The organism is Kitasatospora sp. CMC57, assembly GCF_045866025.2.
GTDB lineage: Bacteria > Actinomycetota > Actinomycetes > Streptomycetales > Streptomycetaceae > Kitasatospora.
In genome coordinates this window covers 1,781,754-1,807,608 of the sequence record NZ_AP035881.2, presented here as the reverse complement: position 1 = coordinate 1,807,608, position 25,855 = coordinate 1,781,754, and the positions used below count along the sequence as shown (strand labels likewise).

Genomic DNA, 25,855 nt, shown 5'->3' with positions numbered 1-25,855 from the left:
AGTCACGTGAATCAGTCCCCTGTCGGCTAGAGCTGTCCAGGGTTTTGGTACCACGGATGTGCCGCCCCTTGTACACCCGTAATCCCCTTCCGGGGGCCCTAGGGGGCCTTAGGGGCTTGGGCGCGTGTTCGAGTTTCCGTAGTGTGCGTTTCTGTGGCTGCCCGTGCGTGGCCTGCCGGCGAAGACGGATAAAGTGGAGCGTATCTCGATGAGCGAGTCTGGGAGTTTCGTTTCCGGTGACGGGCAGACGCCGGTGGACCGGTCCGAGCTGGTCCGTCGACTGGAGGCGCTGCCGGTTTCCGAGCAGCGGCGCGTGCTGCTCGACCTGGTGAGTGAGCAGACCCGGGCGGTGCTCCGGAGAGTGCGCCCCGGGACCGATCCCGTGGTCGAGCCCGACCGCCCGTTCAAGGAGCAGGGCCTCGACTCCCTGGGCCTGGTCGAGGTGCACGCCCGGCTGAACGCGGCCACCAACCTGGCCCTGCCGGTCACGGCGGGCTTCGACCACCCGACCCCCGCGCTGCTCGCCGAGTTCCTGCGGGCGGAGGCGCTCGGACTGCCGGAGGACGCCGGGGTGTCCACCCTGGCGGCGTACGCGGACGACGAGCCGATCGCGATCGTCGGCGTCGGCATCCGCTTCCCCGGCGAGGTGACCACCCCCGAGGACCTCTGGCGGATCGTCAGCGAGGGCCGCACCGTCTCCGGCGACTTCCCGGACGACCGTGGCTGGGACCTCGGCAACCTCTTCGACCCGGACCCGGACGCACCGGGCCGCAGCTACACCCGCAAGGGTGGATTCCTGTACGACGCGGCGGAGTTCGACGCCGATTTCTTCGGCATCAGCCCGCGCGAGGCGCTCACCATGGACCCGCAGCAGCGGGTCACCCTGGAGGCCGCCTGGGAGGCGCTGGAGCACGCGGGCATCGACCCGACCGCGCTCCGGGGCACCCGGGCCGGCGTCTTCCTGGGAGCCGGCGCGCACGAGTACGGCGTCCGCTCGCACGAGAGCCCCGAGGGCCTGGACGGCTACCTGCTGACCGGCACCGCGCTCTCCATCGCCAGCGGCCGGGTGGCCTACACCCTCGGCCTGGAGGGCCCAGCCCTCACCATCGACACCGCCTGCTCCAGCTCCCTGGTCGCCCTGCACCTGGCCGTCCAGTCGCTGCGCCGGGGCGAGTCCTCGCTCGCGCTGGCCGGTGGCGTCACGCTGATGGGCAGCCCGGCGATCTTCACCGAGTTCAGCCGCCAGCGCGGCCTGGCCGAGGACGGCGTGATCAAGGCCTTCGCCGAGGCCGCCGACGGCACCGCCTTCGGTGAGGGCGTCGGCGTGCTGGTGGTCGAGCGGCTCTCCGACGCGCAGCGGCTCGGGCACCCGGTGCTGGCCGTGGTCCGCGGCACCGGCATCAACCAGGACGGGGCCAGCAACGGCCTCACCGCCCCCAGCGGCGCCGCCCAGCGGCGGCTGATCCGCGACACCCTGGCCACCGCCGGGCTGACGGCGGACCAGGTGGACGCGGTCGAGGCGCACGGCACCGGCACCACGCTCGGTGACCCGATCGAGGCGCAGGCCCTGCTGGCCACCTACGGCCGGGGCCGCCCCGAGGACCGGCCGCTCTGGCTCGGTTCGGTGAAGTCCAACATCGGCCACACCCAGGCCGCCGCGGGCGTGGCGAGCATCGTCAAGGTCATCATGGCGCTGCGGCACGGAGTGCTGCCGCGCACCCTGCACGTGGACGCGCCGTCCAGCAGCATCGACTGGTCGGCCGGTGACGTCCGGCTGCTGACCGAGGACCAGGACTGGCCCCGGGACACCGAGCGGCCCCGTCGGGTCGGCGTCTCCTCGTTCGGAGTCAGCGGCACCAACGCGCACGTGATCATCGAGGAGCCGCCGGCCGTCGAGCCCTCGGAGCCCGCCGGGCCCGTCGCGACCCCCGTGCCGGTCACCGTCACTGTCAGCGCCAAGACCGGGCCCGCCCTGCGCGGCCAGGCCGAGCGGCTGCTCGCGCTGGCCGAGAGCGACCCGGAGCTCACCCCGGCCGACCTCGGCCGCTCGCTCGCCACCACCCGCGCCACGCTCGCCGAGCGGGCCGTCCTGGTGGCCTCGGACCGGGACGAACTCCTCACCGCGCTGAGGGCGTTGGCGGAGGGTACGGAGATCCCCGGACTGCTCAGGGGCACTGCCCCGGCCGGCCGGCTGGCCTTCCTGTTCACCGGCCAGGGCTGCCAGCGGCTGGCGATGGGCCGTCAGCTCTACGACACCTACCCGGTCTTCGCCCGGGCGCTCGACCAGGCCATCGGCTACCTCGACCTGCAGCTCGAACTCCCGCTCTGGGACGTCCTGTTCGCCGCCGAGGGATCATCCGAGGCCGAGCTGCTGCACCAGACCTGCTACGCCCAGGTCGCGCTGTTCGCGGTCGAGGTCGCGCTCTACCGCCTGGTGGAGTCCTGGGGGCTGCGCCCGGACTTCCTGGCCGGGCACTCGGTCGGTGAGATCGCCGCAGCCCACGTGGCCGGGGTGCTCTCGCTGGAGGACGCCGCCACCCTGGTGGCCGCCCGGGGCCGGCTGATGCAGGAACTGCCCACCGGCGGCGCGCTGGTGGCCATCCAGGCGAGCGAGGACGAGATCCTGCCGCTGCTCACCCCCGGCGTCAGCATCGCGGCGGTGAACGGCCCGCGCGCGGTGGTGGTCGCCGGTGAGGAGGACGCGGTCCTGGCGATCGCCGCCCGGTTCGAGCGGACCAAGCGGCTGCGGGTCTCGCACGCCTTTCACTCGCCCCTGATGGAGCCGATGCTCGAGGAGTTCGGCCTGATCGCCGGGATCCTCGACTACTCCGCCCCGCGCATCCCGATCGTCTCCACCGTCACCGGCCGCCTGGCCACCGCCGAGGAGCTGACCTCGCCGGACTACTGGGTGCGGCACGTACGGGAGTCGGTGCGCTTCCGGGACGCCGTGGAGTGCCTGGCCGGCAACGGTGTCCGGAGCTTCCTGGAGCTCGGCCCCGACGCGGTGCTGGCCGCGATGGGCCAGGACTGCGTGCCCGAGCAGGCCGCCGACTCGGTCTTCGTCCCGGCCCTGCGCGCCGGGCGGGACGAGGTCAGGGAGCTCGTCACCGCCGTCGCCCGGATGCACGCCCGGGGCGGCACCCTGGACGGCGACACCCCGTACGCCGGTCTCTCGCCGCGCCGGGTGCCGCTGCCGACCTACGCCTTCCAGCGCAAGCGTTACTGGCTGACCGCGCCGACCACCGCCGCCGATGCCGCCGGTCTCGGCCAGGCCGTCGTCCAGCACCCGCTGCTGGGCGCGGCGGTCAGTCTGGCCGGTTCGGACACCGTGGTGCTCACCGGCCGCCTCTCGCTGCGGGCCCAGCCGTGGCTGGGTGACCACGTCATCGCGGGCGTGGTCCTGCTGCCCGGCACCGCCTTCGTCGAACTGGCGCTGGCCGCAGGCGACCAGGTCGGCTGCGACCTGGTCGAGGAACTCACCCTGGCCGCGCCGCTGGTGATCCCGGCCGAGGGCGACGTCGCGCTCCAGGTGGTGGTCGGCGTCGCCGACGGCACCGGGCGGCGCACTGTCGAGTTCTACTCCCGTACCGGGGACGGCCCGTGGGACCGGCACGCCGAGGCCGTGCTCGGCACCGGCGCCCCGGCCCTCGATGCGGCCGCGCTCGCCGTCTGGCCGCCGCAGGGCGCGCAGCAGCTCGACGTGAGCGGTCTCTACGAGCAGATGGCCGGTCAGGGCTACGGCTACGGGCCGGTCTTCCGGGCCGTCCGGGCCGCCTGGCAGCTCGACGGCGAGGTGTTCGCCGAGGTCGCGCTCGACCAGGAGGTCAGGGCCGACGCCTTCGGCCTGCACCCCGCGCTGCTGGACGCCGCCCTGCACGCCGCCGACCTGGCCGGTCCGGTCCCTGACGGCACCCGGGTGCCGTTCGCCTGGGCCGGGGTCGCGCTGCACTCGGTCGGCGCCTCCGCCGTCCGGGTCCGGATCACCCCGACCGGGACGGACAGCCTGGCGCTGACCATCGCCGACCCGGCCGGTCTGCCGGTCGCGCAGGTCGAGTCGCTGGTGCTGCGCCAGGTCTCCGCCGAGCAGTTGGAGGCCGGACGGGCGGGCCGGCGCGAACCGCTGTACCGGATCGGTTGGCAGTCGCTTCCGGTCCCGGGCCAGGCCGTCGCCGAGGGCTTCGTCCACCGCCCGGTCATGGCCACGCCCGAGGGTGAACTTCCTGACGTGGTCCGGCTGGTGGCGGCCGACGCGCTGACCGCCGTGCAGGACTGGCTGGCCGACGAGAGCGCCGAGGGCGCCCGGCTCGTGGTGCTCACCCGGAACGCGGTGGTGGCCAGGGACGGTGACCCGATCGACCCGGCCCAGGCGGTGGTCTGGGGCCTGGTCCGCTCGGCCGAGGCCGAGAACCCCGGCCGCTTCGTCCTGGCCGACCTGGACGGCAGCGCCGGGTCCCAGCGCGCGCTGACCGCCGCGCTGGCCTCGGGGGAGACCGAACTCGCTCTGCGGGACGGCGAGTTCCTGGTACCCCGGGTGGCCGCCCTGCCGGCCGAGGCCGAGAGCGACAGCTCCCCGTGGAACGACACCGACACCGTCCTGATCACCGGCGGCACCGGCGGCCTCGGCGGCCACCTGGCCCGCCACCTGGTCGCCGAGCACGGCGTACGGCACCTGCTGCTCACCAGCCGGCGCGGCCCGTCCGCACCCGGTGCCGCCGAGCTGTCGGCCGAACTGACCGAGCTGGGCGCCACGGTGACGATCGCCGCCGTGGACGCCGCCGACCGCACGGCACTGGCCGCCGTACTGGCCGAGGTGCCTGCGGAGCACCCGCTGACCGCCGTGGTGCATACGGCCGGTGTGGTGGACGACGGCCTGGTCGGTTCGCTGACCCCGGCCCGGATCGACCACGTGATGCGCCCCAAGGTGGACGCCACCTGGAACCTGCACCAGCTGACCGAGGGTCAGGACCTCAGGGCCTTCGTGCTCTACTCCTCCACCGCCACCGCCCTGGACGGCGCCGGGCAGGGCAACTACGCCGCCGCCAACCTCTTCCTGGACGCGCTGGCGGCGCAGCGCAAGGCGGCCGGACTGCCCGTCACCTCGCTGGCCTGGGGCCTCTGGCTCGGCGGCGCCGGTATGGGCGCCGACCTGGACGAGGCCGCCCTCCAGCGGGCCCGCCGGCTCGGAATGGCGGGCCTGCTCCCGCACGAGAACCTGGCGCTGTTCGACCGCGCCCTGAGCACCACTGAACCCTCCGTCCTCCCGGTCCGGATCGACCTGCGGGCGCTCCAGGCGCGGGCCGACGGCGTGCCGCAGCTGCTCCGCGGCCTGGTCCGGGGCGTTCCGCGCCGGGCGGCGGCCGCAGCCGGCCGGTCGGCCGACGAGACGCCGTTGGTGCAACAGCTGGCCGGGCTGGCCGAGGGCGAGCGGGTGGAGACCCTGCTCGACCTGGTCCGCACCCACGCCGCCTCGGTGCTCGGTCACGACAGCGCCGACGCGGTCAGCGCGGGCCGGGCGTTCAACGACCTCGGCTTCGACTCGCTGGCCGCCGTCGAACTGCGCAACCGCCTCAACGCCGCCACCGGCCTGCGGCTGAGCGCCACCCTCACCTTCGACTACCCGAACCCGCGTGCCCTCGCCGAGCACATCGCGAGCAAGGTCACCAGCACCCCCGCCACCGCCCCCCGCCGCGAGCGTACGGCCACGGTGGCCGGTGCCGACGACCCGATCGCCATCGTCGCGATGGCCTGCCGCTACCCGGGCGGGGTCACCTCGCCCGAGGGCCTGTGGCAGCTGGTGGACGAGGGCCGGGACGTCATCGACCGGTTCCCGGCCGACCGCGGCTGGCCCGCCGACCTGTACGACCCGGAGCCCGGGAAGCCCGGCAAGAGCTCCAGCCGCGAGGGCGCCTTCCTGTACGACGCCGCGCAGTTCGACGCGGACTTCTTCGGCATCAGCCCGCGCGAGGCCCAGGCGATGGACCCGCAGCAGCGACTGCTGCTGGAGGTCTCCTGGGAGACCCTGGAGCGGGCGGGCATCGACCCGCACGCGCTGCGCGGCAGCGACACCGGCGTCTTCGCCGGCGTGATGTACCACGACTGGGGCCTGCGGATGGGCCCGCTCCCCGAGGAGATCGCCGCCTACCACGGCAACGGCAGCCTGGCGAGCGTGGTCTCCGGCCGGGTGGCCTACACGCTCGGCCTGGAAGGTCCGGCCGTCTCGGTCGACACCGCCTGCTCCTCCTCGCTGGTCGCCATGCACTGGGCGATCCAGGCGCTGCGCCAGGGCGAGTGCTCGCTGGCGCTGGCCGGTGGTGTGACCGTGATGTCCACCCCCGACACCTTCATCGACATGAGCCGCCAGCGCGGCCTGGCCGCCGACGGCCGGTGCAAGTCCTTCGGCGCCGGTGCGGACGGCACCGGCTGGGGCGAGGGCGTCGGCATGTTGCTCCTGGAGCGACTCTCCGACGCGCAGCGCAACGGCCACCAGGTGCTCGGCCTGATCCGGGGCTCGGCGGTCAACTCCGACGGTGCGTCCAACGGTCTGACCGCACCCAACGGCCCCTCGCAGCAGCGGGTGATCCAGCAGGCACTGGCCACGGCCGGCCTGACCACCGCTGACGTGGACGCGGTCGAGGGCCACGGCACGGGGACGACGCTGGGCGACCCGATCGAGGCGCAGGCACTGCTCGCCACGTACGGTCAGGACCGCCCCGAGGGGCAGCCGCTCTGGCTCGGCTCGCTCAAGTCCAACATGGGCCACACCCAGGCGGCGGCCGGGGTCGGCGGCGTCATCAAGATGGTCGAGGCCATCCGGCACGGCGTCCTGCCGCGCACGCTGCACGTCGAGGAGCCGTCCCCGCAGGTGGACTGGGAGTCCGGCGACGTCGAGCTGCTGACGGAGCCCCGGGCCTGGCCGGAGACCGGCCGGGTGCGACGCGCGGGTGTCTCGTCCTTCGGCATCAGCGGCACCAACGCCCACGTCATCGTCGAGCAGGCCCCGGAGGTCGCGGAGCCCGTCTCGGACGCCCCGGCCCCGGCCGGCGACGCGACGCTCGTGCCGTGGGTCATCTCCGCGCGGACCGAGCCGGCGCTGCGCGCCCAGGCGGCTGCACTCCGTACGTATCTCCACACGCTGGCGGACGGCGAACTCGCTTCGGCCGCACTCGGGTTGGTCACCGGACGGGCCGGACTCGAACACCGCGCGGTGGCGCTCGGCGCCGACCGGGCGCAGCTCGCGGAAGCGCTCGACGCGCTGGCGGCGGGTGCGGGTGCCACCGACTTCGTACGGGAGGGCAAGCTCGCCTTCCTGTTCACGGGGCAGGGGTCGCAGCGGGTGGGGATGGGGCGTGAGCTGCATGCTGTGTTCCCGGTGTTCGCTGAGGCGTTCGATGCGGTGTTGGCGGAGTTGGGTGGGTCGCTGCGTGAGGTGATCTGGGGTTCGGACGCTGATGAGTTGAGTCGGACGGTGAATGCGCAGGGTGCGTTGTTCGCTTTCGAGGTGGCGTTGTTCCGGTTGGTGGAGTCGTGGGGTGTGCGGCCTGACTTCGTGTCGGGGCATTCGGTGGGTGAGATCGCGGCTGCGCATGTGGCAGGGGTGCTGTCGCTCTCCGACGCCGCGAAGCTGGTCTCCGCGCGGGGCCGCCTGATGCAGGAGCTGCCTTCGGGTGGTGCGATGGTGGCGATCCAGGCGACGGAGGAGGAGGTGCTGCCGCTGCTGACCGCTGACGTGAGTATCGCGGCGGTGAACGGTCCGCGGTCGGTGGTGGTGTCGGGTGACGAGGCCACGGTGCTGGAGATCGCCGCCGGGTTCGAGCGGACGAAGCGGTTGAGTGTGTCGCATGCCTTCCACTCGCCGTTGATGGATCCGATGCTGGAGGAGTTCCGTACGGTGGTCGGCGCGTTGGCGTTCGCCGAACCGTCGATCCCGGTCGTCGCGAGCGGTGACTTCACTGACCCCGAGTACTGGGTGAACCACGTCCGTGACGCGGTCCGGTTCGCCGACAACATCGGTCGGCTGGAGTCGCGCGGCGTCACCACCTATGTGGAGATCGGCCCCGACGCCGTCCTCACCGCCGCCGGCGCCGACTGCGTCGGCGAGGACTCGGAAGCCCTCTTCGTCTCCACGCTGCGCCGCGAGCGGAGCGAGGAGCGTGAGCTGCTGACCGGCCTCGCCCGCGCCCACGCCCGGGGCGTCAAGGTCGACTGGACCGCGCTGCTCCCCGGCGCGCAGGCCCGCACCGATCTGCCGACCTACGCCTTCCAGCGTCAGCGGTACTGGATCGACCCGGTCGGGGCGGGCTTCGGCGACCTCGGTTCGGCCGGTCTGGAGGCCGTGGACCACCCGATGCTGAGCGCTGCGGTGGTCTCGCCTGACTCCGGCGGTGTGGTGCTGACCGGCAGGCTGTCGATCGACACCCAGGCGTGGATCGGTGACCACGGCGTGCTGGGCAACGTCCTGCTGCCGGGCACCGGTTTCGTCGAGCTGGCCGTCCGGGCCGGGGACCAGGTGGACTGCGGCCGGGTGGAGGAACTGACCCTGGAGGCGCCGCTGATCCTGGCGCCCGGTGGGGCGGTCGCGCTCCAGGTGGTGGTCGGTGCCGCAGACGCCGCCGGCACCCGGTCCGTCTCGGTCTACTCCCGCCCCGAGGGCGGTGCGGACCAGGACTGGACCCGGCACGCCAACGGTGTGCTGGCGCCCGAGCCGACGGTGCCCGAGTTCGAGCTGACGGCCTGGCCGCCGCCGGACGCCACCGAGATCGACGTGGCCAACGCGTACGAGCGGCTGACCGACCGCGGCTACGGCTACGGACCGGTCTTCCAGGGCCTCAAGGCCGCCTGGCGCCGGGGTGACGACGTCTTCGCCGAGGTCGCCCTCCCCGCTCAGTCGCACGCCGAGGCGGCCCGCTTCGGCCTTCACCCCGCGCTGCTGGACACCGCGATGCACGTGGACCTGCTGCTGGATGGCACGGCCGGGGACGAGGGCGAGACGCTGCTCCCGTTCTCCTGGAACGGCGTCTCCCTGCACGCGGCCGGTGCGAACGCGCTCCGGGTGCACATCCGCCGGGTCAGGGGCGCCGAGGTCTCCGCCATCGGGGTCGCCGACACCAGCGGCCAGCTGGTCGCCACCGTCGAGTCGCTGGTCTCCCGGCCGGTCTCCTCGGAGCAACTGGCAGCCACTCGAGGCAAGTTGAACGAGATCCTGCACCGGGTCGACTGGCAGCGCACCGAGCTGCCCGCCGCCCCTGCCGGCACCCTGCCGACCCTGGCCGAGCTGGGCAGCGACGTCGAGGTGCCGCCGGTCGTCCTGCACCGGATCGCCGCGAACACCGACGCCGACGTCCCGGCCGGAGTCCGGGCGGCCGTCGCCGACGCGCTCGGCGCCGTCCAGAGCTGGCTGGCCGACGACCGCTTCGACGGTTCGCGGCTGGTCCTGGTGACCCGGCAGGCCGTCGCCGCCGGGGAGTCCGAGACGATCGAGCTGAGCGAGGCGCCCGTCTGGGGCCTGGTCAGGTCGGCCATCGAGGAGAACCCCGGCCGGTTCGCCCTGCTCGACCTGGACGGCTCCGCCGAGTCCGAGCGGGCCCTCGCCGCAGCTGCGGCCACCGGGGAGCCGGAGGCCGCACTGCGCGCCGGACAGCTCCTGGTGCCCCGGCTCGCCCGGGTCGTGGTCGGGGAGCCGACGCCGGCCTGGGACGCCACCGGCACCGTGCTGATCACCGGCGGGACCACCGGTCTGGGCGCCCTGGTCGCCCGCCACCTGGTGGTCGAGCACGGGGTCCGCCACCTGCTGCTGACCAGCCGTCGCGGTGCCGACGCCCCCGGGGCGGCCGAGCTGACCGCCGAACTGGCGGAGCTGGGCGCCGAGGTGACCATCGCGGCCGCCGACGTCGCCGATCGGACGGCGCTGGCCGGCGTCCTGGCCTGCATCCCCGCCGAGCACCCGCTGACCGGCGTGGTGCACGCCGCCGGGGTGATGGACAACGCGCTCGTCGAGGCGCTGACCCCGGATCAGTTCGACCGGGTGCTCCGTCCGAAGGCCGACGCGGCCTGGCACCTGCACGAGCTGACCGAGGGTCAGGACCTGACCGCCTTCGTCCTGTTCTCCTCCGCCGGTGGCCAGGTGCTGGCCGCCGGACAGGCCAACTACGCGGCCGCCAACGTCTTCCTGGACGCGCTGGCCACCCGTCGCAGGTCGGCCGGCCTGCCCGCCACCGCGCTGGCCTTCAGTCTGTGGGCGGTCAACACCGGGCTCGGCGACGTCACCGACGCCGACCTGGACCGGATGAACCGGCTCGGCCTGCCCGCCCTCACCGCGGCCGAGGGCCTGGCGGCCTTCGACGCGGCGGTCGGCACCGGACAACCCCAGCTGGCCGCGATCCGGATCGACCGGGCCGGTGTGCTGGCCCGGGGCGAGGGCGTCCCGGCCCTGCTGCGCGGCCTCACCGGCGGCCCGGCCCGCCAGCGGGCGCAGGCCGGCGGCCGACCGGCCGACGGCAACGCGCTGGCCCAGCGCCTGGCCGGGCTGACCGAGGCCCAACGTGACCGGCACCTGCTGGAGTTGGTCCGGACCCAGGTCGCCGCGGTGCTCGGCCACGCCGAGATCGACGCGGTCGGCGCCGACCGGGCCTTCAAGGACCTGGGCTTCGACTCGCTGGCCGCCGTCGAGCTGCGCAACTCGCTCGGGGGCGCCACCGGCCTGCGGCTGCCCGCCACGCTGGTCTTCGACTTCCCGACCTCCCGCGCGGTGGCCGACTTCCTGAAGACGAAGCTGGCCGGCAGCAGCGCGCCCAAGGCCCCGGTGGTCCGTCCTGCCGCCGAGGCCGTGGCGGACGAGCCGATCGCGATCGTCTCGATCAGCTGCCGCTTCCCCGGCGGGGTCCGCTCCGCCGAGGACCTGTGGCGGCTGGTGGTCGAAGGGGTGGACGCGGTCTCGGAGTTCCCGACCGACCGCGGCTGGGACATCGACTCCATCTACGACCCCGAGCCGGGTCTGCCGGGCAAGACCTACGCCAGGACCGGCGGCTTCCTGCACGACTCCAACGAGTTCGACCCGGAGTTCTTCGGGATCATGCCGCGCGAGGCTCTGGCGATGGACCCGCAGCAGCGCCTGCTGCTCCAGGGCGCATGGGAGGCCTTCGAGTTGGCGGGCATCGATCCGCAGTCGATGCGCGGCAGCCAGACCGGTGTGTACGCCGGTGTGATGTACCACGACTACGGCACGCGACTCCCGTACGTGCCCGAGGAGTTGACCGGATACATCGGCAACGGCAGCGCGGCGAGCATCGCCTCCGGCCGGGTCGCGTACACGCTGGGTCTGGAGGGGCCGGCCGTCACGGTGGACACCGCCTGCTCGTCCTCGCTGGTCGCGCTGCACATGGCGGTCCAGGCGCTGCGGGCCGGCGAGATCACCATGGCGCTGGCGGGCGGTGTCACCGTGATGCCGACGCCGGAGCTGTTCGTGGACTTCAGCCAGCAGCGCGGGCTCTCCGCCGACGGCCGCTGCAAGGCGTTCTCCGGTGCGGCCGACGGGACCGGCTGGTCCGAGGGCATCGGGCTGCTGCTGGTCGAGCGGCTCTCCGACGCGGAGCGCAACGGTCACCCGGTGCTCGCCGTGATCCGGGGCAGCGCGATCAACCAGGACGGTGCCTCGAACGGGCTGACCGCCCCGAACGGTCCCTCGCAGCAGCGGGTGATCCAGAAGGCGCTGGACGCCTCCGGCCTCTCCGCCGCCGATGTGGACCTGGTCGAGGGTCACGGCACCGGCACCCGCCTCGGTGACCCGATCGAGGCGCAGGCCCTGCTCGCCACGTACGGCCAGGACCGGCCGGAGGACCGGCCCCTGTGGCTCGGCTCGATCAAGTCCAACATCGGCCACGCCCAGGCGGCGGCCGGTGTCAGCGGCGTGATCAAGATGGCTATGGCGGTACGCAACGGTCTGATGCCGAGGACCCTGCACGTGGACGAGCCCTCGCCGCAGGTGGACTGGACGGCCGGCGACGTACGCCTGCTGACCGAGGCCAGGCAGTGGCCGGAGACCACCGGCCCGCGCCGGGCCGGTGTCTCCTCCTTCGGCCTGAGCGGCACCAACGCCCACCTGATCATCGAGCAGGCCCCCGTGCCCGCCCCGGTGACCGAGGTGCCGCAGGGGGACGCGCTCCCGCTGGTGCCGCTGCTGTTCTCCGCCAAGAGCGCGAAGAGCCTGCCCGCCCAGGCGGCCAGGCTGCTGGACCGGATCATCGGGGACCAGGAGCTGAGCCTGCTCGACATCGGCTACTCGCTGGCCACCGGCCGGGCCGAACTCGACCACCGGGCCGTGGTGCTGGCCGGCGACCGCGACTCGGCGATCGTGGCGCTCACCGCGTTGGCCGAGGGCAGTGGACACCCCACCGCCGTCACCGGCGTCGCGGCACCGGGCGGGCTGACCGCCTTCCTGTTCTCCGGTCAGGGCGCCCAGCGCCTCGGTATGGGACGTGAACTGCACGCCTCCTTCCCGGTGTTCGCCGCCGCCTTCGACGCGGCGCTGGCCGAACTGGACGTCCACCTGGACCGTCCGCTGCGCGAGGTGGTCTGGGGCGAGGACGCCGAACTGCTCAACCGGACGGTCTACACCCAGACCTCGCTGTTCGCCTACGAGGTCGCGCTGTTCCGCCTGGTCGAGTCCTGGGGCCTGCTGCCCGACATCCTGGTCGGTCACTCGGTCGGTGAGCTGGCGGCCGCCCACGTCGCCGGGGTGTTCTCGCTGCCGGATGCGGCGCGACTGGTCGCCGCCCGGGGCCGCCTGATGCAGCAACTGCCCGCGGGCGGTGCGATGGTGGCGATCCAGGCCACCGAGGAGGAGGTCCTGCCGCTGCTCACCGAGCGGGTGAGCATCGCGGCGGTGAACTCCCCGCGTTCGTTGGTGGTCTCCGGCGACGAGGCCGAGGTGGAGGCGGTGATCGGCCGGTTCGAGGGCCGCAAGACCAGCAGGCTGCGGGTCTCGCACGCCTTCCACTCGCCGCTGATGGAGCCGATGCTGGAGGAGTTCCGGCAGGTCGCCGAGAGCGTGGCGTACCGGGTCCCGAACCTCCGGGTGGTCTCCAACGTGACCGGCACGGAAGCCAGTTCGGTGCAGCTCGGCTCGGCCGAGTACTGGGTACGGCACGTCCGCGAGGCGGTCCGCTTCGCCGACGGTGTCGGCTTCCTGGAGCGCGAGGGCGTCACCCGCTACCTGGAGCTCGGCCCGGACGGCGTGCTGACGGCGCTGACCGGCGGGACGCTCAGCGGCGACGGCCACGTGGTGGTGGCCACCGCCCGCAAGGAGTACACGGCACCCGAGGCGCTGCTCAGGGCCCTCGGCGAGCTCCAGGTGGCCGGGAACGGCCCGGACTGGACCGCGTTCTTCGCGGGCCGGGGCGCCCGACGGGTGGACCTGCCGAGCTACGCCTTCGAGAAGCGGCACTACTGGCTGGACGTCCCGGCGCTGCCCGGCGGTGACGTGGCCGGCATCGGCCAGACGCCCGCCGAACACCCGATGCTCAGCGCGGTGGTGGTCTCCCCGGTGGACGGCGGCGTGGTGCTCACCGGCCGCCTCGCGATGGACACCCACCCCTGGCTGGCCGACCACAACGTGCTCGGCACGCTGCTGCTCCCGGGCACCGGCTACGTCGAACTGGCGCTGCGGGCCGGTGAGGAGGTCGGCTGCGACCTGGTCGAGGAGCTGACCATCGAGGCGATCATGCCGCTCACCGCGACCGGCGGCACCGCCGTCCAGGTGGTGGTCGGCGCGGCGGACCACTCCGGCCGGCGCTCGCTGGAGGTCTACTCCCGGTTCGAGAACGCGCCGGACTACGTGGACTGGACCCGGCACGTCTCCGGTTTCCTGGCCCCGTCCGAGCAGACCGCGACGGTGCCCGCCGCCTTCGACGTCACCTACGGCTCCTGGCCGCCGGCCGGCGCCGAGGAGGTGGACATCAGCGACGTCTACGACTACCTGACCAGCCAGGGCTACTACTACGGCCCGCGCTTCCGGGGTCTCAAGGCGGTCTGGCGCCGGGGCGAGGACGTCTTCGCCGAGGTCGCCCTCCCGGACGATGTCCGGGAGGAGGCGGCCGGGTTCCGGGTGCACCCGGCGCTGCTGGACGCGGCGCTGAGCGCGACCGACTTCCTCGGCGGCTACCGCCCGCAGGACATCGGCTCCTCGCACCTGCCGTTCGCCTGGACCGGGGTCTCGCTGCACGCCGGCGGCGCCGCCCGGATGCGGGTCAAGCTCAACTCGACCGGCCCCGACGCGGTCCGGCTCGAACTCGCCGACTCCACCGGTCTTCCGGTGGCCACCGTCGAGCAGCTGGTGGTCCGGGCCATCACCCCGGACCGGATCGCCGCCGGGGCGGCCGCCTCCACCGGGCTCAAGCAGCACGAGTCGCTGTTCCGGATCGGCTGGAGCCACCTGCCGCTCGGTGCGGCGGGCAGCGCCACCGCGGCCGGCCGGGTGATCGTCGGCGACGCCGCCGGGCTCGACCTCGACCTGCCGGTGTTCGAGAGCCTGACGGCCCTCGGGACGGCGGCCGAGGCCGGGACCACGGCCGAACTGATCCTGCTGCCGATCCCCGCGGGTTCCACCGGCGACGTGCCGACCGACGCCCGCGCGGCGTTGGACGGTGTGCTGGACACCCTTCAGCAGTGGCTGGCGGACGACCGGTTCGCCGACAGTCGCCTGATGGTGCTCACCCGGAGCGCGGTCGCGGTCGAGGAGGACGAGCGGATCGACCTCTCCCAGGCGGGCGTCTGGGGTCTGGTCAGGGCCGCGCAGCAGGAGAACCCCGGCCGCATTCTGCTGGTGGACCTGGACGGCGGCACCGTACCGGTCCAGCTCGCCGCCCTGGGCGAGCCGGAGCTCGCGGTGCGCGGCGTCGACGTCCGGGTGCCCAGGCTCGCCGGGGTCGCGGAGTCCGGCGTCCCCGCCGAGTCGCCGTGGGACCCCGACGGCACCGTACTGATCACCGGCGGCACCAGCGGACTCGGCGCCCTGGTGGCCCGTCACCTGGTCGCCGAACACGGCGTCAGGCACCTGCTGCTGACCAGCCGACGCGGTCTCGCCTCGCCCGAGGCAGCGGCCCTGGCGGCCGAGCTGACCGAGGCCGGTGCGGAGGTCACCGTCGCGGCGGCCGACGCCGCCGACCGGACGGCGCTGGAGGGTCTGCTGACGGGCATCCAGGACGCGCACCCGCTGCGCGGCGTGGTGCACGCGGCGGGCGTGATGGACAACGCCCTGGTGGGTTCGCTCACTTCGGAGCAGCTGGACAACGTGCTCCGGCCGAAGCTGGAGGCTGGCTGGCACCTGCACGAGCTGACCAAGGAGCTCGACCTCACGGCGTTCGTGCTGTTCTCCTCCTGCGCCGGGCTGCTGGTCGGCACCGGCCAGGCGAACTACGGCGCGGCCAACCGCTTCGTCGACGCCCTGGCCGTCCACCGCCGGGAGCTCGGCCTGCCGGGCACCTCGCTGGCCTTCGGCCTGTGGACCCAGAAGACCGGCCTGGGCGGCGGCGTCACCGAGGCCGACCTGCACCGGATGAACCGGCTCGGGATGCCCGCGATGACCGGCGAGGAGGGCCTCGCGCTCTTCGACGAGGCGCTCGGGCAGGGCGAGGAGGCGGTGCTGGTGCCGATCCGGCTGGACGTGCCCGCGCTGGCGGCGGTGGCGGACGAGATCTCGCCGCTCTTCCGCGAGCTGGTGCGCAGCCAGAACCGGCGCCCGGCCCGCAGCGCCAAGGCCAAGGCGGCGGCGGTCGAGGCCGAGCCCGCCGGTCAGCTCTCGCTGGAGCAGCGGCTCGCCGGACTCGGCCGTACGGACCGCGACCGCTTCCTGCTCGACCTGGTGCGCAACCACGTCGCGGCGGTGCGCCACGACGACCCGGCGGCGATCGACGTCACCCGGGGCTTCACCGAGCTGGGCCTCGACTCGCTGGCCGCGATCGAGCTCCGGAACCGCCTGCAGACCGCGACCGGCCTGCGGCTCCCGGCCACGCTGATGTTCGACTACCCGAACCCGGGGGCGCTGGCCGAGTTCCTGCTCACCGAGCTGCTGCCCGGTCTCGAGGACAGCGAGCCGGAGTCGCCGGCCCAGTCGGAGCCGGACGAGAGCGAGGTCCGCCGGGCCCTCGGGACGATCCCGCTGGCCGCGCTCCGGGAGGCGGGCCTGCTGGACGCCCTGCTCAAGCTGACGGCCCCGGCAGAGGCGGCGGCCCCGGCAGAGGCGGCGGCCCCGGCCCCGGCGGCCCCGGCGGCCGACATCACCACCATGGCCATCGACGACCTGGTGCGGGCCGCGCTCGCAGCCAACTCCAACTGAGCGAAAGGTACCCCCACACCGTGGACGCGTCCGTGGACCAGATAGTCGAGGCACTCCGCAAGTCCATGATGGACAACGAGCGCCTGCGTCAGCTGAACGGCAGCCTCACCGCGGCGGCCGTCGAACCGATCGCCATCGTCGGCATGGCCTGCCGCTACCCCGGCGGGGTGCAGACCCCGCAGGACCTCTGGCGGCTGGTGGCCGACGGGGTGGACGCCGTGTCGGACTTCCCCGCCGACCGTGGCTGGGACCTGGACGGGGTGTACGACCCCGAGCCCGGCAAGGCCGGCAAGAGCGTCGCCCACGAGGGCGGGTTCCTGCACGACGCCGCCGACTTCGACCCCGGCTTCTTCGGCATCGCGCCGAACGAGGCGCTCACCATCGACCCCCAGCAGCGTCTGCTGCTGGAGACCTCCTGGGAGGCGATCGAGAACGCGGGCGTCGACCCGCTCGCGCTGAAGGGCAGCAGGACCGGCGTCTACGCCGGGGTGATGTACCACGACTACGGCTTCGGCAGCAGCGACGGCAGCCTGGTCACCGGCCGGGTGGCGTACACCCTCGGCCTGGAGGGCCCGGCCGTCACGGTCGACACCGCCTGCTCGTCCTCGCTGGTCGCGCTGCACATGGCGGTCCAGGCGCTTCGCTCGGGCGAGGTGTCGCTCGCACTGGCCGGCGGCGTCACCGTGATGACCAACCCCGACATGTTCGTCTACTTCAGCACCCAGCGCGGACTGGCCAAGGACGGCCGGTGCAAGTCCTTCTCCGAGCACGCGGACGGCACCGGCTGCTCGGAGGGCACGGGCATGCTGCTGCTGGAGCGGCTCTCCGACGCCCAGCGCAACGGTCATCGCATCCTCGCCGTGGTGCGCGGCTCGGCGACCAACCAGGACGGCGCCTCCAGCGGCCTGACCACGCCCAACGGCCCGTCCCAGCAGCGCGTCATCCGGGCGGCGCTCGCCAACGCCCAGCTGACGCCCGCCGACGTGGACACCGTCGAGGCGCACGGTACGGGCACCACGCTGGGCGACCCGATCGAGGCGCAGGCGCTGCTCGCCACGTACGGCAAGGGTCGGCCGGCCGAACGGCCGCTCTGGCTGGGCTCGTTGAAGTCGAACCTGGGACACACCCAGGCGGCGGCCGGGGTCGGCGGCATCATCAAGATGGTGGAGGCGATCCGGCACGGCGTCCTGCCCAAGTCGCTGCACTCGGCAGACCGGACCTCCAAGGTGGACTGGGAGGCGGGCGGCGTCGAGCTGCTGACCGAGGCCCGCGCCTGGCCGGAGACCGGTCGGGTGCGGCGTGCGGGCGTCTCCTCCTTCGGGCTGAGCGGCACCAACGCGCACGTGATCATCGAACAGGCCCCGGCGGTCGAGGCACAGCCGGAGGTCGCGACCTCCCGACTGCCGGACGTGCCCTGGGTGTTCTCGGGGCGGACGGTGGAGGCGCTGCGCGGGCAGGCGGCCAAGCTGGCGGACCACATCGAGGCCGATCCGGCGCTCGGGATCACCGACGTGGGCTGGTCGCTGGCCGTCACCCGCTCCGCACTTGAGCGTCGGGCGGTGGTGGTCGGCGCCGACCGGGCCGAGCTGATCGCCGGCCTGCGGGCCGTCGCCGAGGGTGCCGAGGTGCCTGGGCAGGCCCGGCCCGGTGCACAGGTGGCGTTCCTGTTCACGGGGCAGGGGTCGCAGCGGCTGGGGATGGGGCGTGAACTGCACGCTGCGTACCCGGTGTTCGCGGCGGCGTTCGACGCCGTGCTGGCGGAGCTGGGCGGTTCGCTGCGTGAGGTGGTGTGGGGCGACGACGCCCAGGAGCTGAACCGGACGGTGTACGCGCAGAGTGCGCTGTTCGCCGTCGAGGTGGCGCTGTACCGGCTGGTGGAGTCGTGGGGTGTGCGTCCCGACTTCCTGTCGGGTCACTCGGTGGGTGAGATCGCGGCCGCGCACGTGGCCGGGGTGCTGTCGCTCTCCGACGCCGCGAAGCTGGTCTCCGCGCGCGGCCGGCTGATGCAGCAACTGCCGACCGGCGGTGCGATGGTGGCGATCGAGGCCACCGAGGCCGAGGTGCTGCCGCTGCTGACGGAGCAGGTGAGCATAGCGGCCGTGAACGGCCCGCGGTCGGTGGTGGTATCGGGTGACGAGGCCACCGTGCTGGAGATCGCCTCGGGCTTCACCCGGACGAAGCGGCTGCGCGTCTCGCACGCCTTCCACTCGCCGCTGATGGATCCGATGCTGGCCGAATTCCGTACGGTGGTCAGCGGGTTGACCTTCGCCGAACCGTCGATCCCGGTCGTCGCGAGCGGTGACGTCACCGATCCCGAGTACTGGGTGAGCCACGTCCGCGACGCGGTCCGGTTCGCCGACAACGTGAAGGAGTTGGCCGCCCGGGGCGCCTCGCGTTTCGTGGAGATCGGCCCCGACGGCATCCTCACCGGGCTCGCTCAGCAGAGCGTCGAGTCCGAGGACGCGGTCTTCGTCGCCACGGCCCGCAAGGACCGCGCCGAGACCACCACGCTGGTGGCCGCGCTCGGCCGTCTGCACGCGGCCGGTGTGGCGGTCAGCTGGTCGGCGTTCTTCGCCGACTCGGGCGCCCGCCGGGTGGATCTGCCGACGTACGCCTTCCAACGCAGCCGCTACTGGGTGGACGCGTTGGCCGGGGGCAGCGCCGACGGTGACGTGGCGTCCGTCGGACAGGAGAAGGTCGAACACCCGCTGCTCGGTGCGGCGCTCGCGTTGCCCGACACCGAGGGCCTGGTGCTCACCGGCAGGATGTCGATCGACGGTCAGACCTGGATCGCCGACCACGACGTGCTGGGCAGCATCCTGCTGCCGGGCACCGGCTTCGTCGAGCTGGCGGCCCGCGCCGCCGAGCAGGCCGGGGCCGACCTGGTGGAGGAGCTCACGATCCAGGCCCCGCTGATCCTGCCGGAGCGCGGCGGCCTGGCCCTCCAGGTCTCGGTCGGGGCGCCGGACGTCACGGACCGCCGCTCGCTGCGGATCTACTCCCGGGCCGAGGCCGACGCCCGGGGTCCGTGGACCCTGCACGCCGAGGGTGTGCTCGCCTCCGGTGCCCCGGCACCGGCCTTCGACTTCACCGAGTGGCCGCCGGCCGGCGCCACCGCCGTGGACGTCCAGGACCTCTACTCGGTGCTGCTGGGCCAGGGTTACGCGTACGGGCCGGTGTTCCAGGGCGTCCAGGCGGCCTGGAAGCGCGGTGACGAGGTCTTCGCCTCGGTCGCCCTGCCCGCCCAGTCGCACGCCGAGGCCGGAGCCTTCGGCCTGCACCCGGCCCTGCTGGACGCGTCCATGCACGCGCTCAGCCTGGGTGAGGGCGGTGACGACCAGACCCTGCTGCCGTTCTCCTGGGCGGGGGTCACCCTGCACGCGGTGGGCGCCACCGCCGTACGGGTCCGGCTGGTCCGGCCGACCGACACCACGATCAGCATCGAGTTGGCGGACACCGAGGGTGCTCCGGTGGCCACGGTGGAGTCGCTGACCTTCCGTCCGGTCACTCCGGAGCAGCTCGGTTCGGGCGCTCCGGCCCAGGCCGGGTCGCTCTTCCAACTGGTCTGGAACCCGCTCCCGTTGACCGCCCTCGGTGCCCCCGACCCGGTGGACTGGGCAGGTCTGGAGCTGGACGGCCCGACGCCGGAGACCGTCCTGCTGGAGATCAGCGCGGCCACCGTGGACCTGCCCGCCGGGACCAGGGTGGCGGCCAACCAGGTGCTCGCGGTGCTCCAGGAGTGGCTGGCCGACGAGCGGTACGCCGACTCGCGGCTGGCCATCGCCACCCACGGCGGCGTCACGGTGGTCGGCGAGCCGGGCGATCTCACCCAGACCCCGGTCTGGGGTCTGGTGCGCGCCGCGCAGGCAGAACACCCCGGCCGCTTCGTCCTGGTGGACCTGGACGACCGGGCCGAGTCCCGGATCGCCCTGGCCGGCGCGCTGGCCACCGGTGAACCCGAGCTGGCGATCCGGGCCGGCGAGGTGCTGGTGCCCCGGCTGACCGCGCTGCCGGTCCCGGCCGAGGCCGCCGGCCCCGAGCTGGACCCGGCGGGCACCGTCCTGATCACCGGCGGAACCGGCGGTCTGGGCGCGCTGGTGGCCCGTCACCTGGTGACCGAGTACGGCGTCAGGCACCTGCTGCTGACCAGCCGGCGCGGCCCGGACGCCCCGGGTGCGGCCGAACTGGTTGCCGAGCTCACCGAGTTGGGTGCAAAGGTGACCGTCACCGCCGCCGATGTGGCCGAACAGGCTGCACTGGAGGGCCTGTTGACGAGCATCCCGGCTGCTCACCCGCTCACCGGCGTGGTGCACGTGGCGGGTGTGGTGCACAACGGCGTGATCGGCTCCTGGACGGCGGAGCTGGTGGACGCCAGCCTCGCCCCGAAGGCCGACGCCGCCTGGTACCTGCACGAGCTGACCGCCGATCTGGACCTCGCGCTCTTCGTCCTGTTCTCCTCGGCGGGCGGTCTGGTGCTGGCCCAGGGCCAGGCCGGGTACGCCGCCGCCAACGTGTTCCTCGACGGTCTGGCCGAGCACCGCCGGCTGGCGGGCCTCCGGGCGACCTCGCTGGCCTGGGGCGCCTGGGCGGTGGACACCGGCATGAGCCAGTACCTCGCCGAGTCCGACCTGCTGCGGATGCGTCGGCAGGGCCTGCCCGCCTTCTCGGCCACGGACGGCCTGGCGATGCTCGACTCCGCCCTGCGTGCCGACGCCGCGGTGGTGGTACCGGTGCACGTGGACCCGGTCGCACTGCGCGCCAGGGTCGACGAACTCCCTGCGCTGCTGCGCGGGTTGGTCAAGGCGCCGACCCGGCGGCCGTCCCGGGCCGGCTCGCACCAGGGCGAGGGGCAGACGCTGCCGGAGCAGCTGGCCGGCGTCACCGGCGCGGAGCTCGACCGGGCCGTCCTCCAGGTGGTCAGGACCCACGCCGCCGAGATCCTCGGCCACCCGGGCCCGGACGCGATCGACTCCGAACGAGGCTTCCTGGACATCGGGTTCGACTCGCTCAGCGCACTCGAACTGCGCAACCGGATGGTCACCGCGGCGGGCCGGAACCTGACGCCGATGCTGGTCTTCGACTACCCGTCCGCCAGTGCGCTGGCGGCCTACCTGCGGGAGCTGCTCTTCGAGACCGAGGAGCAGGGCATCGACGAGGACCTGGTCGACGCCAGCACGGACGAGCTGTTCGACATCCTCGACGCCGAACTCGGCATCTCCGGCTGACCGTTGGCTCTCGAACCGGTCTCGTCGGAACCCGGCCCGTGGCGGCTGGCCGGGCTGACGTGGCCACAGGCGGCACGGCTGGCACCGTACTCGGTGCTGGCCGTGCCGCTCGGCGCGACCGAACAGCACGGCCCGCACCTGCCGTTCACCGTGGACACCGAGGTGGCCGACGCTCTGTGCGGACGCCTGGCGGCAGCGCGGGGATCGGTGGTGGTGGCGCCGGCGCTGCCGTACGGATCGAGCGGTGAGCACGCCGGATTCCCCGGCACGCTGTCGATCGGGCAGCGGGCGCTGGAGCTGCTGCTTCTCGAACTGGTCCGCTCGGCCGACGACTTCGCCGGAGTCGTGCTGGTCTGCGGGCACGGCGGCAACGCCGTCCCGCTGCACCGCGCGGTCACCCGGCTGCGCGCGGAGGGCCGACGGGTGCTGGCCTGGTCGCCGTCCGGACCGTCGGACGACAGCCACGCCGGGCGCACCGAGACCTCCGCCATGCTGGCGCTGCGCCCGGACGCCGTCCGTACCGGACTGGCCGAGCGCGGGAACACCACTGGGCTGGCGCAGTTGCTGCCCGCCCTCCGCGCGGGCGGCCTGGCGGCGGTCACCCCGAACGGTGTCCTGGGCGACCCCGCCGGGGCCGACGCGGACGAGGGCCGGCGGCTGCTGGACGACTGGACGGCGGCGCTGCTGGCGGCCTACGACGGCTGGGCCGGCCCGGTGCGGTGACCCCCCCATATCGTGGGCGTATCGAAAACCGCATACGCCACCGCCACTGGCCGCCGTATCCAATGGCGGGTGGATCCTGGCCGGTCGGATGCTCGCGCCGCTCACCCGGATCACGGAGGCGGTCCGGAAGGCCGAACACGGGTCACTGCCCCACGGGATCGGGATGACGGGCCGGCAGGACTATTTTTGGGAAATCTCCGACCGGTTCGACGCGATGCTCGAACAGCTCGAGTCGCACGTCGCCGAGCAGCAGAGTTTCGCCGCGAACGCCTCGCACGAACTGCGCACCCCACTGGCGATCTCGTAGGCCCCCCTCGACGTCGCCCGCAGGGACCCCACCGGGACCGGGGTGAACTCGTCGAACGCCTGCACGCCCTCAATTCCAGGGCGATCGCGCTCACCGAGGCCCTGCTGCCCGGCCGAGGGGGAACGCGCACAGTTCACCCGTGAGACCTGGCCATCGTGCAGAGCGTGGTCCGGGCGCACGACGGGACCCTCGAGCTCGCAGCCCGCCCCGAAGGCGGTCTGGTCGTCACCGTCCGGCTTCCCGGCCCGGGCAGACCCAGGTGACCGTACGTCAGTCGGCGGGCCGCTGAACCCCGTCGCGCCCAGGCCAGTCGGACAGGTCGGGCAGCAGCGGGGCGACCGTACGGTGTCGCAGTGCGCCCCACCAGACGCCGGCGCCGTACGCGAGGTCGTCGGCGATCCGGACGGCCGTCCAGCGGGGCAGGTCCAGCGGCGGCCGGTCGCGGTGCCAGTCCAGGGCGTGCCGGGCGAAGGCGGCGGCGAGCAGGGGGCGGCCCGCGCGGGTGGCCGCGAGCAGCGGGACGGCCACCGGCCACCAGGAGCGGGTCACGGCGTCGGCGAGCAGCCGGCCGGCGCCGAGGTGGCCGCGGGCGGCGAGCTGGAGCGACTCGCGGGCCGGGACGCCGAACGGCGCCAGTTTGCGCGGCAGCAGCGCGGCGGTGCCCGCGGCGATCGCCACTCCGGCCGCCGGGCGGCCGAGGGCCAGTGCGCCCCAGGCGGCCGCGCTCCAGAACGAGACCTTCACGGGGGTGACCGCCCGGCCGTGCCGCAGGGCCAGCGGGGCGGCCGAGGTGCCGTAGCCGAAGCGCTGCTCCACCCAGGCGCGCCAGCTCCGGCGGGGTTCGTGCCGCACCACGGCGGCCGGTTCGTACCGCACCAGGCCGGTGCCGGCGGCCAGCCGCCAGATCAGGTCGACGTCCTCGCCGAACCGCATCCGCTCGTCGAAGCCGCCGAGCTCGCGCAGCGCGGCGGTGCGCAGCACCAGGGCGGCGGACGGCAGGTAGCTCACCCGGCTGCCGGGCCGCACCACGCCGCCGACCGGGCCGAGGTCGAGCGGGGAGCGGACCTGCTCGTAGCGGGCCAGCAGTGAGCGGCCCGGGGTGCTGCGCACCCGGGGGGCGACCGCGACCACGGCCGGGTCCTCGAACTGCCGGAGCAGCGGCTCCAGCCAGCCGGGCTCGGGGGTGACGTCCGCGTCCAGGAAGGCCACCAGCTCCGTACCGGCCTTCCGCCAGCCGGAGTTGCGGGCGGCGGCGGGCCCACGGGAGTGCTCGTGGCGGACGGCCGAGCCCGGGACCGGCAGCTTCGAACCGTCGTCCACCACCAGCAGTTTCGCGGTGTCCGAGACGGCGGCCGCCAGCCCGGCCAGGCCGTCCGGCCGGTCCCGGACCGGGACCACCACGGTGACGTCCAGGGCGGTGAGGTGGGCGGTGCGGTGCACCGGGTGGGCGATCCCGGCCCGGACCAGCCGGGCGGCGAGGCGCCGGTGCGCGGCCACGGGGGAGACCGGCGCACCGGCCAGCCAGCCGCCGACCAGGTCGGCCGCCTGGGTGGAGAGCCGCAGCACCCGGTAGGGGGAGCCGCCGAGCAGGGTCCGGCCGTCCTCCCAGAGCTGCACGCTCTGATCGGCCGTCAGGTGGAGCTGGGTCGAGGTCTGTCGGTCCGTCATGCCGTGAAGCCTCCATCCGCGTGGACCACGGTGCCGGTGATCGCCGAGGAACCGCGGTCGCACAGCCAGCAGACGGCGGCGGCCACCTCGGCCGGGTCGAGCAGCCGCTCGGTGAGCTGGTGGCGGGCGAACTCCTCGACGTCGGGCAGGTCGTAGAGCGCCGCACTGGCGTCCAGCATCGCGGTCCTGGTCGAGCCGGGTGAGACCGCCGTGGCGGTGACGCCGGTGCCGCGCAGGTCGGTCGCCAGGCCACGGACCAGGCCCACCACGGCGTGCTTGGCGGCGTTGTAGGCGGCCAGGTGCCAGAGGCCCCGGTGCCCGGCGGCCGAGGCCAGGGCCACGAACCGGCCGGTCCGCGGCTGCGGGCGGCGCAGCAGGGCGGGAACGGCGGCGGCGGCCAGGTTGGCCACGCCGCGTACGCCGATGTCGAGCAGGACGTCCCACTCGGTGTCGGTGGTCTCCCACAGCGGCCGCCCGCCCGCGATCACGGCCGCCGCCGCCACCGCCGCGTCCAGTCCGCCGAACCGGTGCTCGGCGTCCGCGACGGCGGCCCGCAGCGCGGAGGCGTCGCGGACGTCGGCGACCACCGGGACCACCGACTCGGGCCACCGGCCAGCGAGTTCGAGCAGCTGCTGCTTGGTGCCCAGCGGGTAGCCGACGCCGGGCAGGTCCTCGCAGACGTCGACGGCGACCACCTGCCAGCCCTGGTCGGCCAGTTGGGTGACCACGGCGGCGCCGATGCCGCGCGCCGCGCCGGTGACGAGGGCGACTCTGGGGGACAGGTCGGTGTTCAGCACTGGTCGTCCTCCCGGGTGAGGTGAGCGAGGTAACCGTGCTCCCGCAGGTAGCCGAGCAGTTCGTCGACGGCCGCCTCGGGGCCGGCCGGGGTGATCACCCGGGCGGCGGTGCGCGGGCGGTCGGTCTCGGTCAGGGCTCGGATCCGGGCCAGCGGGTCGGAGCCGACGGGGGCGGCCAGCACGAGCGGCCGGGGCCGGTACGGCCTGACCGGGCCCAGCCGGACCTGATGCCGGGGTTCCGGCAGGGCTACCGTGACGACCGGGATGGTGGCCGTCCGGGCGGCCAGCAGGGCGGGCAGCGCGGCGCGCCGCAGCCGGGCGCTGCCCGGTTCGACCGAGCAGACGGCGGGCAGCGGCACCCTGAGCTGCTCGCGGCGTCGGCCGTCGATCCGCCGGACGGCGGTCAACCCGCCATCACTGAAATTGAGTTCGGTCAGTCCGAGCGCCTGGGCGGCACCCAGCCGGGCAGCCAGGAAGGCCGGGGTCGCGCCGGTGCCCCGGCCGGGGGAGCGGTCCCCGCAGAGCAGCAGGGCCGGCACTCCGGCCAGCCCGGCGGCCAGCGCACGGGCCGTACGGTCGCTGTCCTGCGCGCCCCCGCCGTCGATCCGGAGCACCTGCTGCACCCCGCAGGCCAGCGCCTGGCGGAGCACCTCCTCCGCTCCGGCCGGGCCGACGGTGACCGCCAGGCTGCGGCCGCCGAGCGCCTCGGTGAGCAGTAGGGCGTGCTCCAGGGCTGCCGCGTCCGCCCCGCCGAGCGGGTCGGCGGGGCTCAACGCGACCACCACGAGCGGCTGTTCGGCCATGTCGG

At 74.1% G+C, this 25,855-nt stretch carries 6 protein-coding genes and 1 pseudogene; 4 read left to right on the top strand and 3 right to left on the bottom strand.

Translation table 11 applies throughout. The features are described 5' to 3' along the window. Positions 1 to 208 precede the first annotated feature (208 nt). The 4 genes and pseudogenes from ACKUU6_RS08205 to ACKUU6_RS08190 form a co-directional block, all read left to right on the top strand. Positions 209 to 16,327, top strand: coding sequence for an SDR family NAD(P)-dependent oxidoreductase (locus tag ACKUU6_RS08205; protein WP_407987812.1), 16,119 nt, complete (start codon positions 209 to 211; stop codon positions 16,325 to 16,327). Positions 16,328 to 16,347: 20 nt separating this feature from the next. Then, on the top strand, positions 16,348 to 21,552 hold the full coding sequence (locus ACKUU6_RS08200) for a type I polyketide synthase (protein WP_407987811.1): 5,205 nt from the start codon (positions 16,348 to 16,350) through the stop codon (positions 21,550 to 21,552). A gap of 3 nt (positions 21,553 to 21,555) precedes the next feature. Next, positions 21,556 to 22,275, top strand: coding sequence for a mycofactocin biosynthesis peptidyl-dipeptidase MftE (gene mftE, locus ACKUU6_RS08195; RefSeq protein ID WP_407987810.1), 720 nt, complete (start codon positions 21,556 to 21,558; stop codon positions 22,273 to 22,275). A 64-nt stretch (positions 22,276 to 22,339) separates the two neighbouring features. Further along, positions 22,340 to 22,689: pseudogene (locus ACKUU6_RS08190) on the top strand (histidine kinase dimerization/phospho-acceptor domain-containing protein); the annotation flags it as partial. A 163-nt stretch (positions 22,690 to 22,852) separates the two neighbouring features. On the opposite strand, the gene mftF reads toward ACKUU6_RS08190, so the two are convergent. The 3 genes from mftF to ACKUU6_RS08175 are packed head-to-tail and all read right to left on the bottom strand — an operon-like array spanning position 22,853 to position 25,850. Then, complete coding sequence (gene mftF, locus ACKUU6_RS08185) at positions 22,853 to 24,250, bottom strand: mycofactocin biosynthesis glycosyltransferase MftF (protein ID WP_407987809.1); 1,398 nt, start codon at positions 24,248 to 24,250, stop codon at positions 22,853 to 22,855. Next, positions 24,247 to 25,047, bottom strand: coding sequence for a mycofactocin-coupled SDR family oxidoreductase (locus ACKUU6_RS08180; protein WP_407987808.1), 801 nt, complete (start codon positions 25,045 to 25,047; stop codon positions 24,247 to 24,249). The genes mftF and ACKUU6_RS08180 overlap by 4 nt, the downstream gene beginning before the upstream one ends. Next, on the bottom strand, positions 25,041 to 25,850 hold the full coding sequence (locus tag ACKUU6_RS08175; RefSeq protein WP_407987807.1) for a mycofactocin-associated electron transfer flavoprotein beta subunit: 810 nt from the start codon (positions 25,848 to 25,850) through the stop codon (positions 25,041 to 25,043). The genes ACKUU6_RS08180 and ACKUU6_RS08175 overlap by 7 nt, the downstream gene beginning before the upstream one ends. Between the last annotated feature and the right edge of the window lie 5 nt (positions 25,851 to 25,855).

Excerpts from the sequence above, each read along its gene's own strand:
- mftF (WP_407987809.1), bottom strand. The coding sequence starts at position 24,250 with ATGACGGACCGACAGACCTCGACCCAGCTCCACCTGACGGCCGATCAG.
- ACKUU6_RS08205 (WP_407987812.1), top strand. The coding sequence starts at position 209 with ATGAGCGAGTCTGGGAGTTTCGTTTCCGGTGACGGGCAGACGCCGGTG.
- ACKUU6_RS08175 (WP_407987807.1), bottom strand. The coding sequence starts at position 25,850 with ATGGCCGAACAGCCGCTCGTGGTGGTCGCGTTGAGCCCCGCCGACCCG.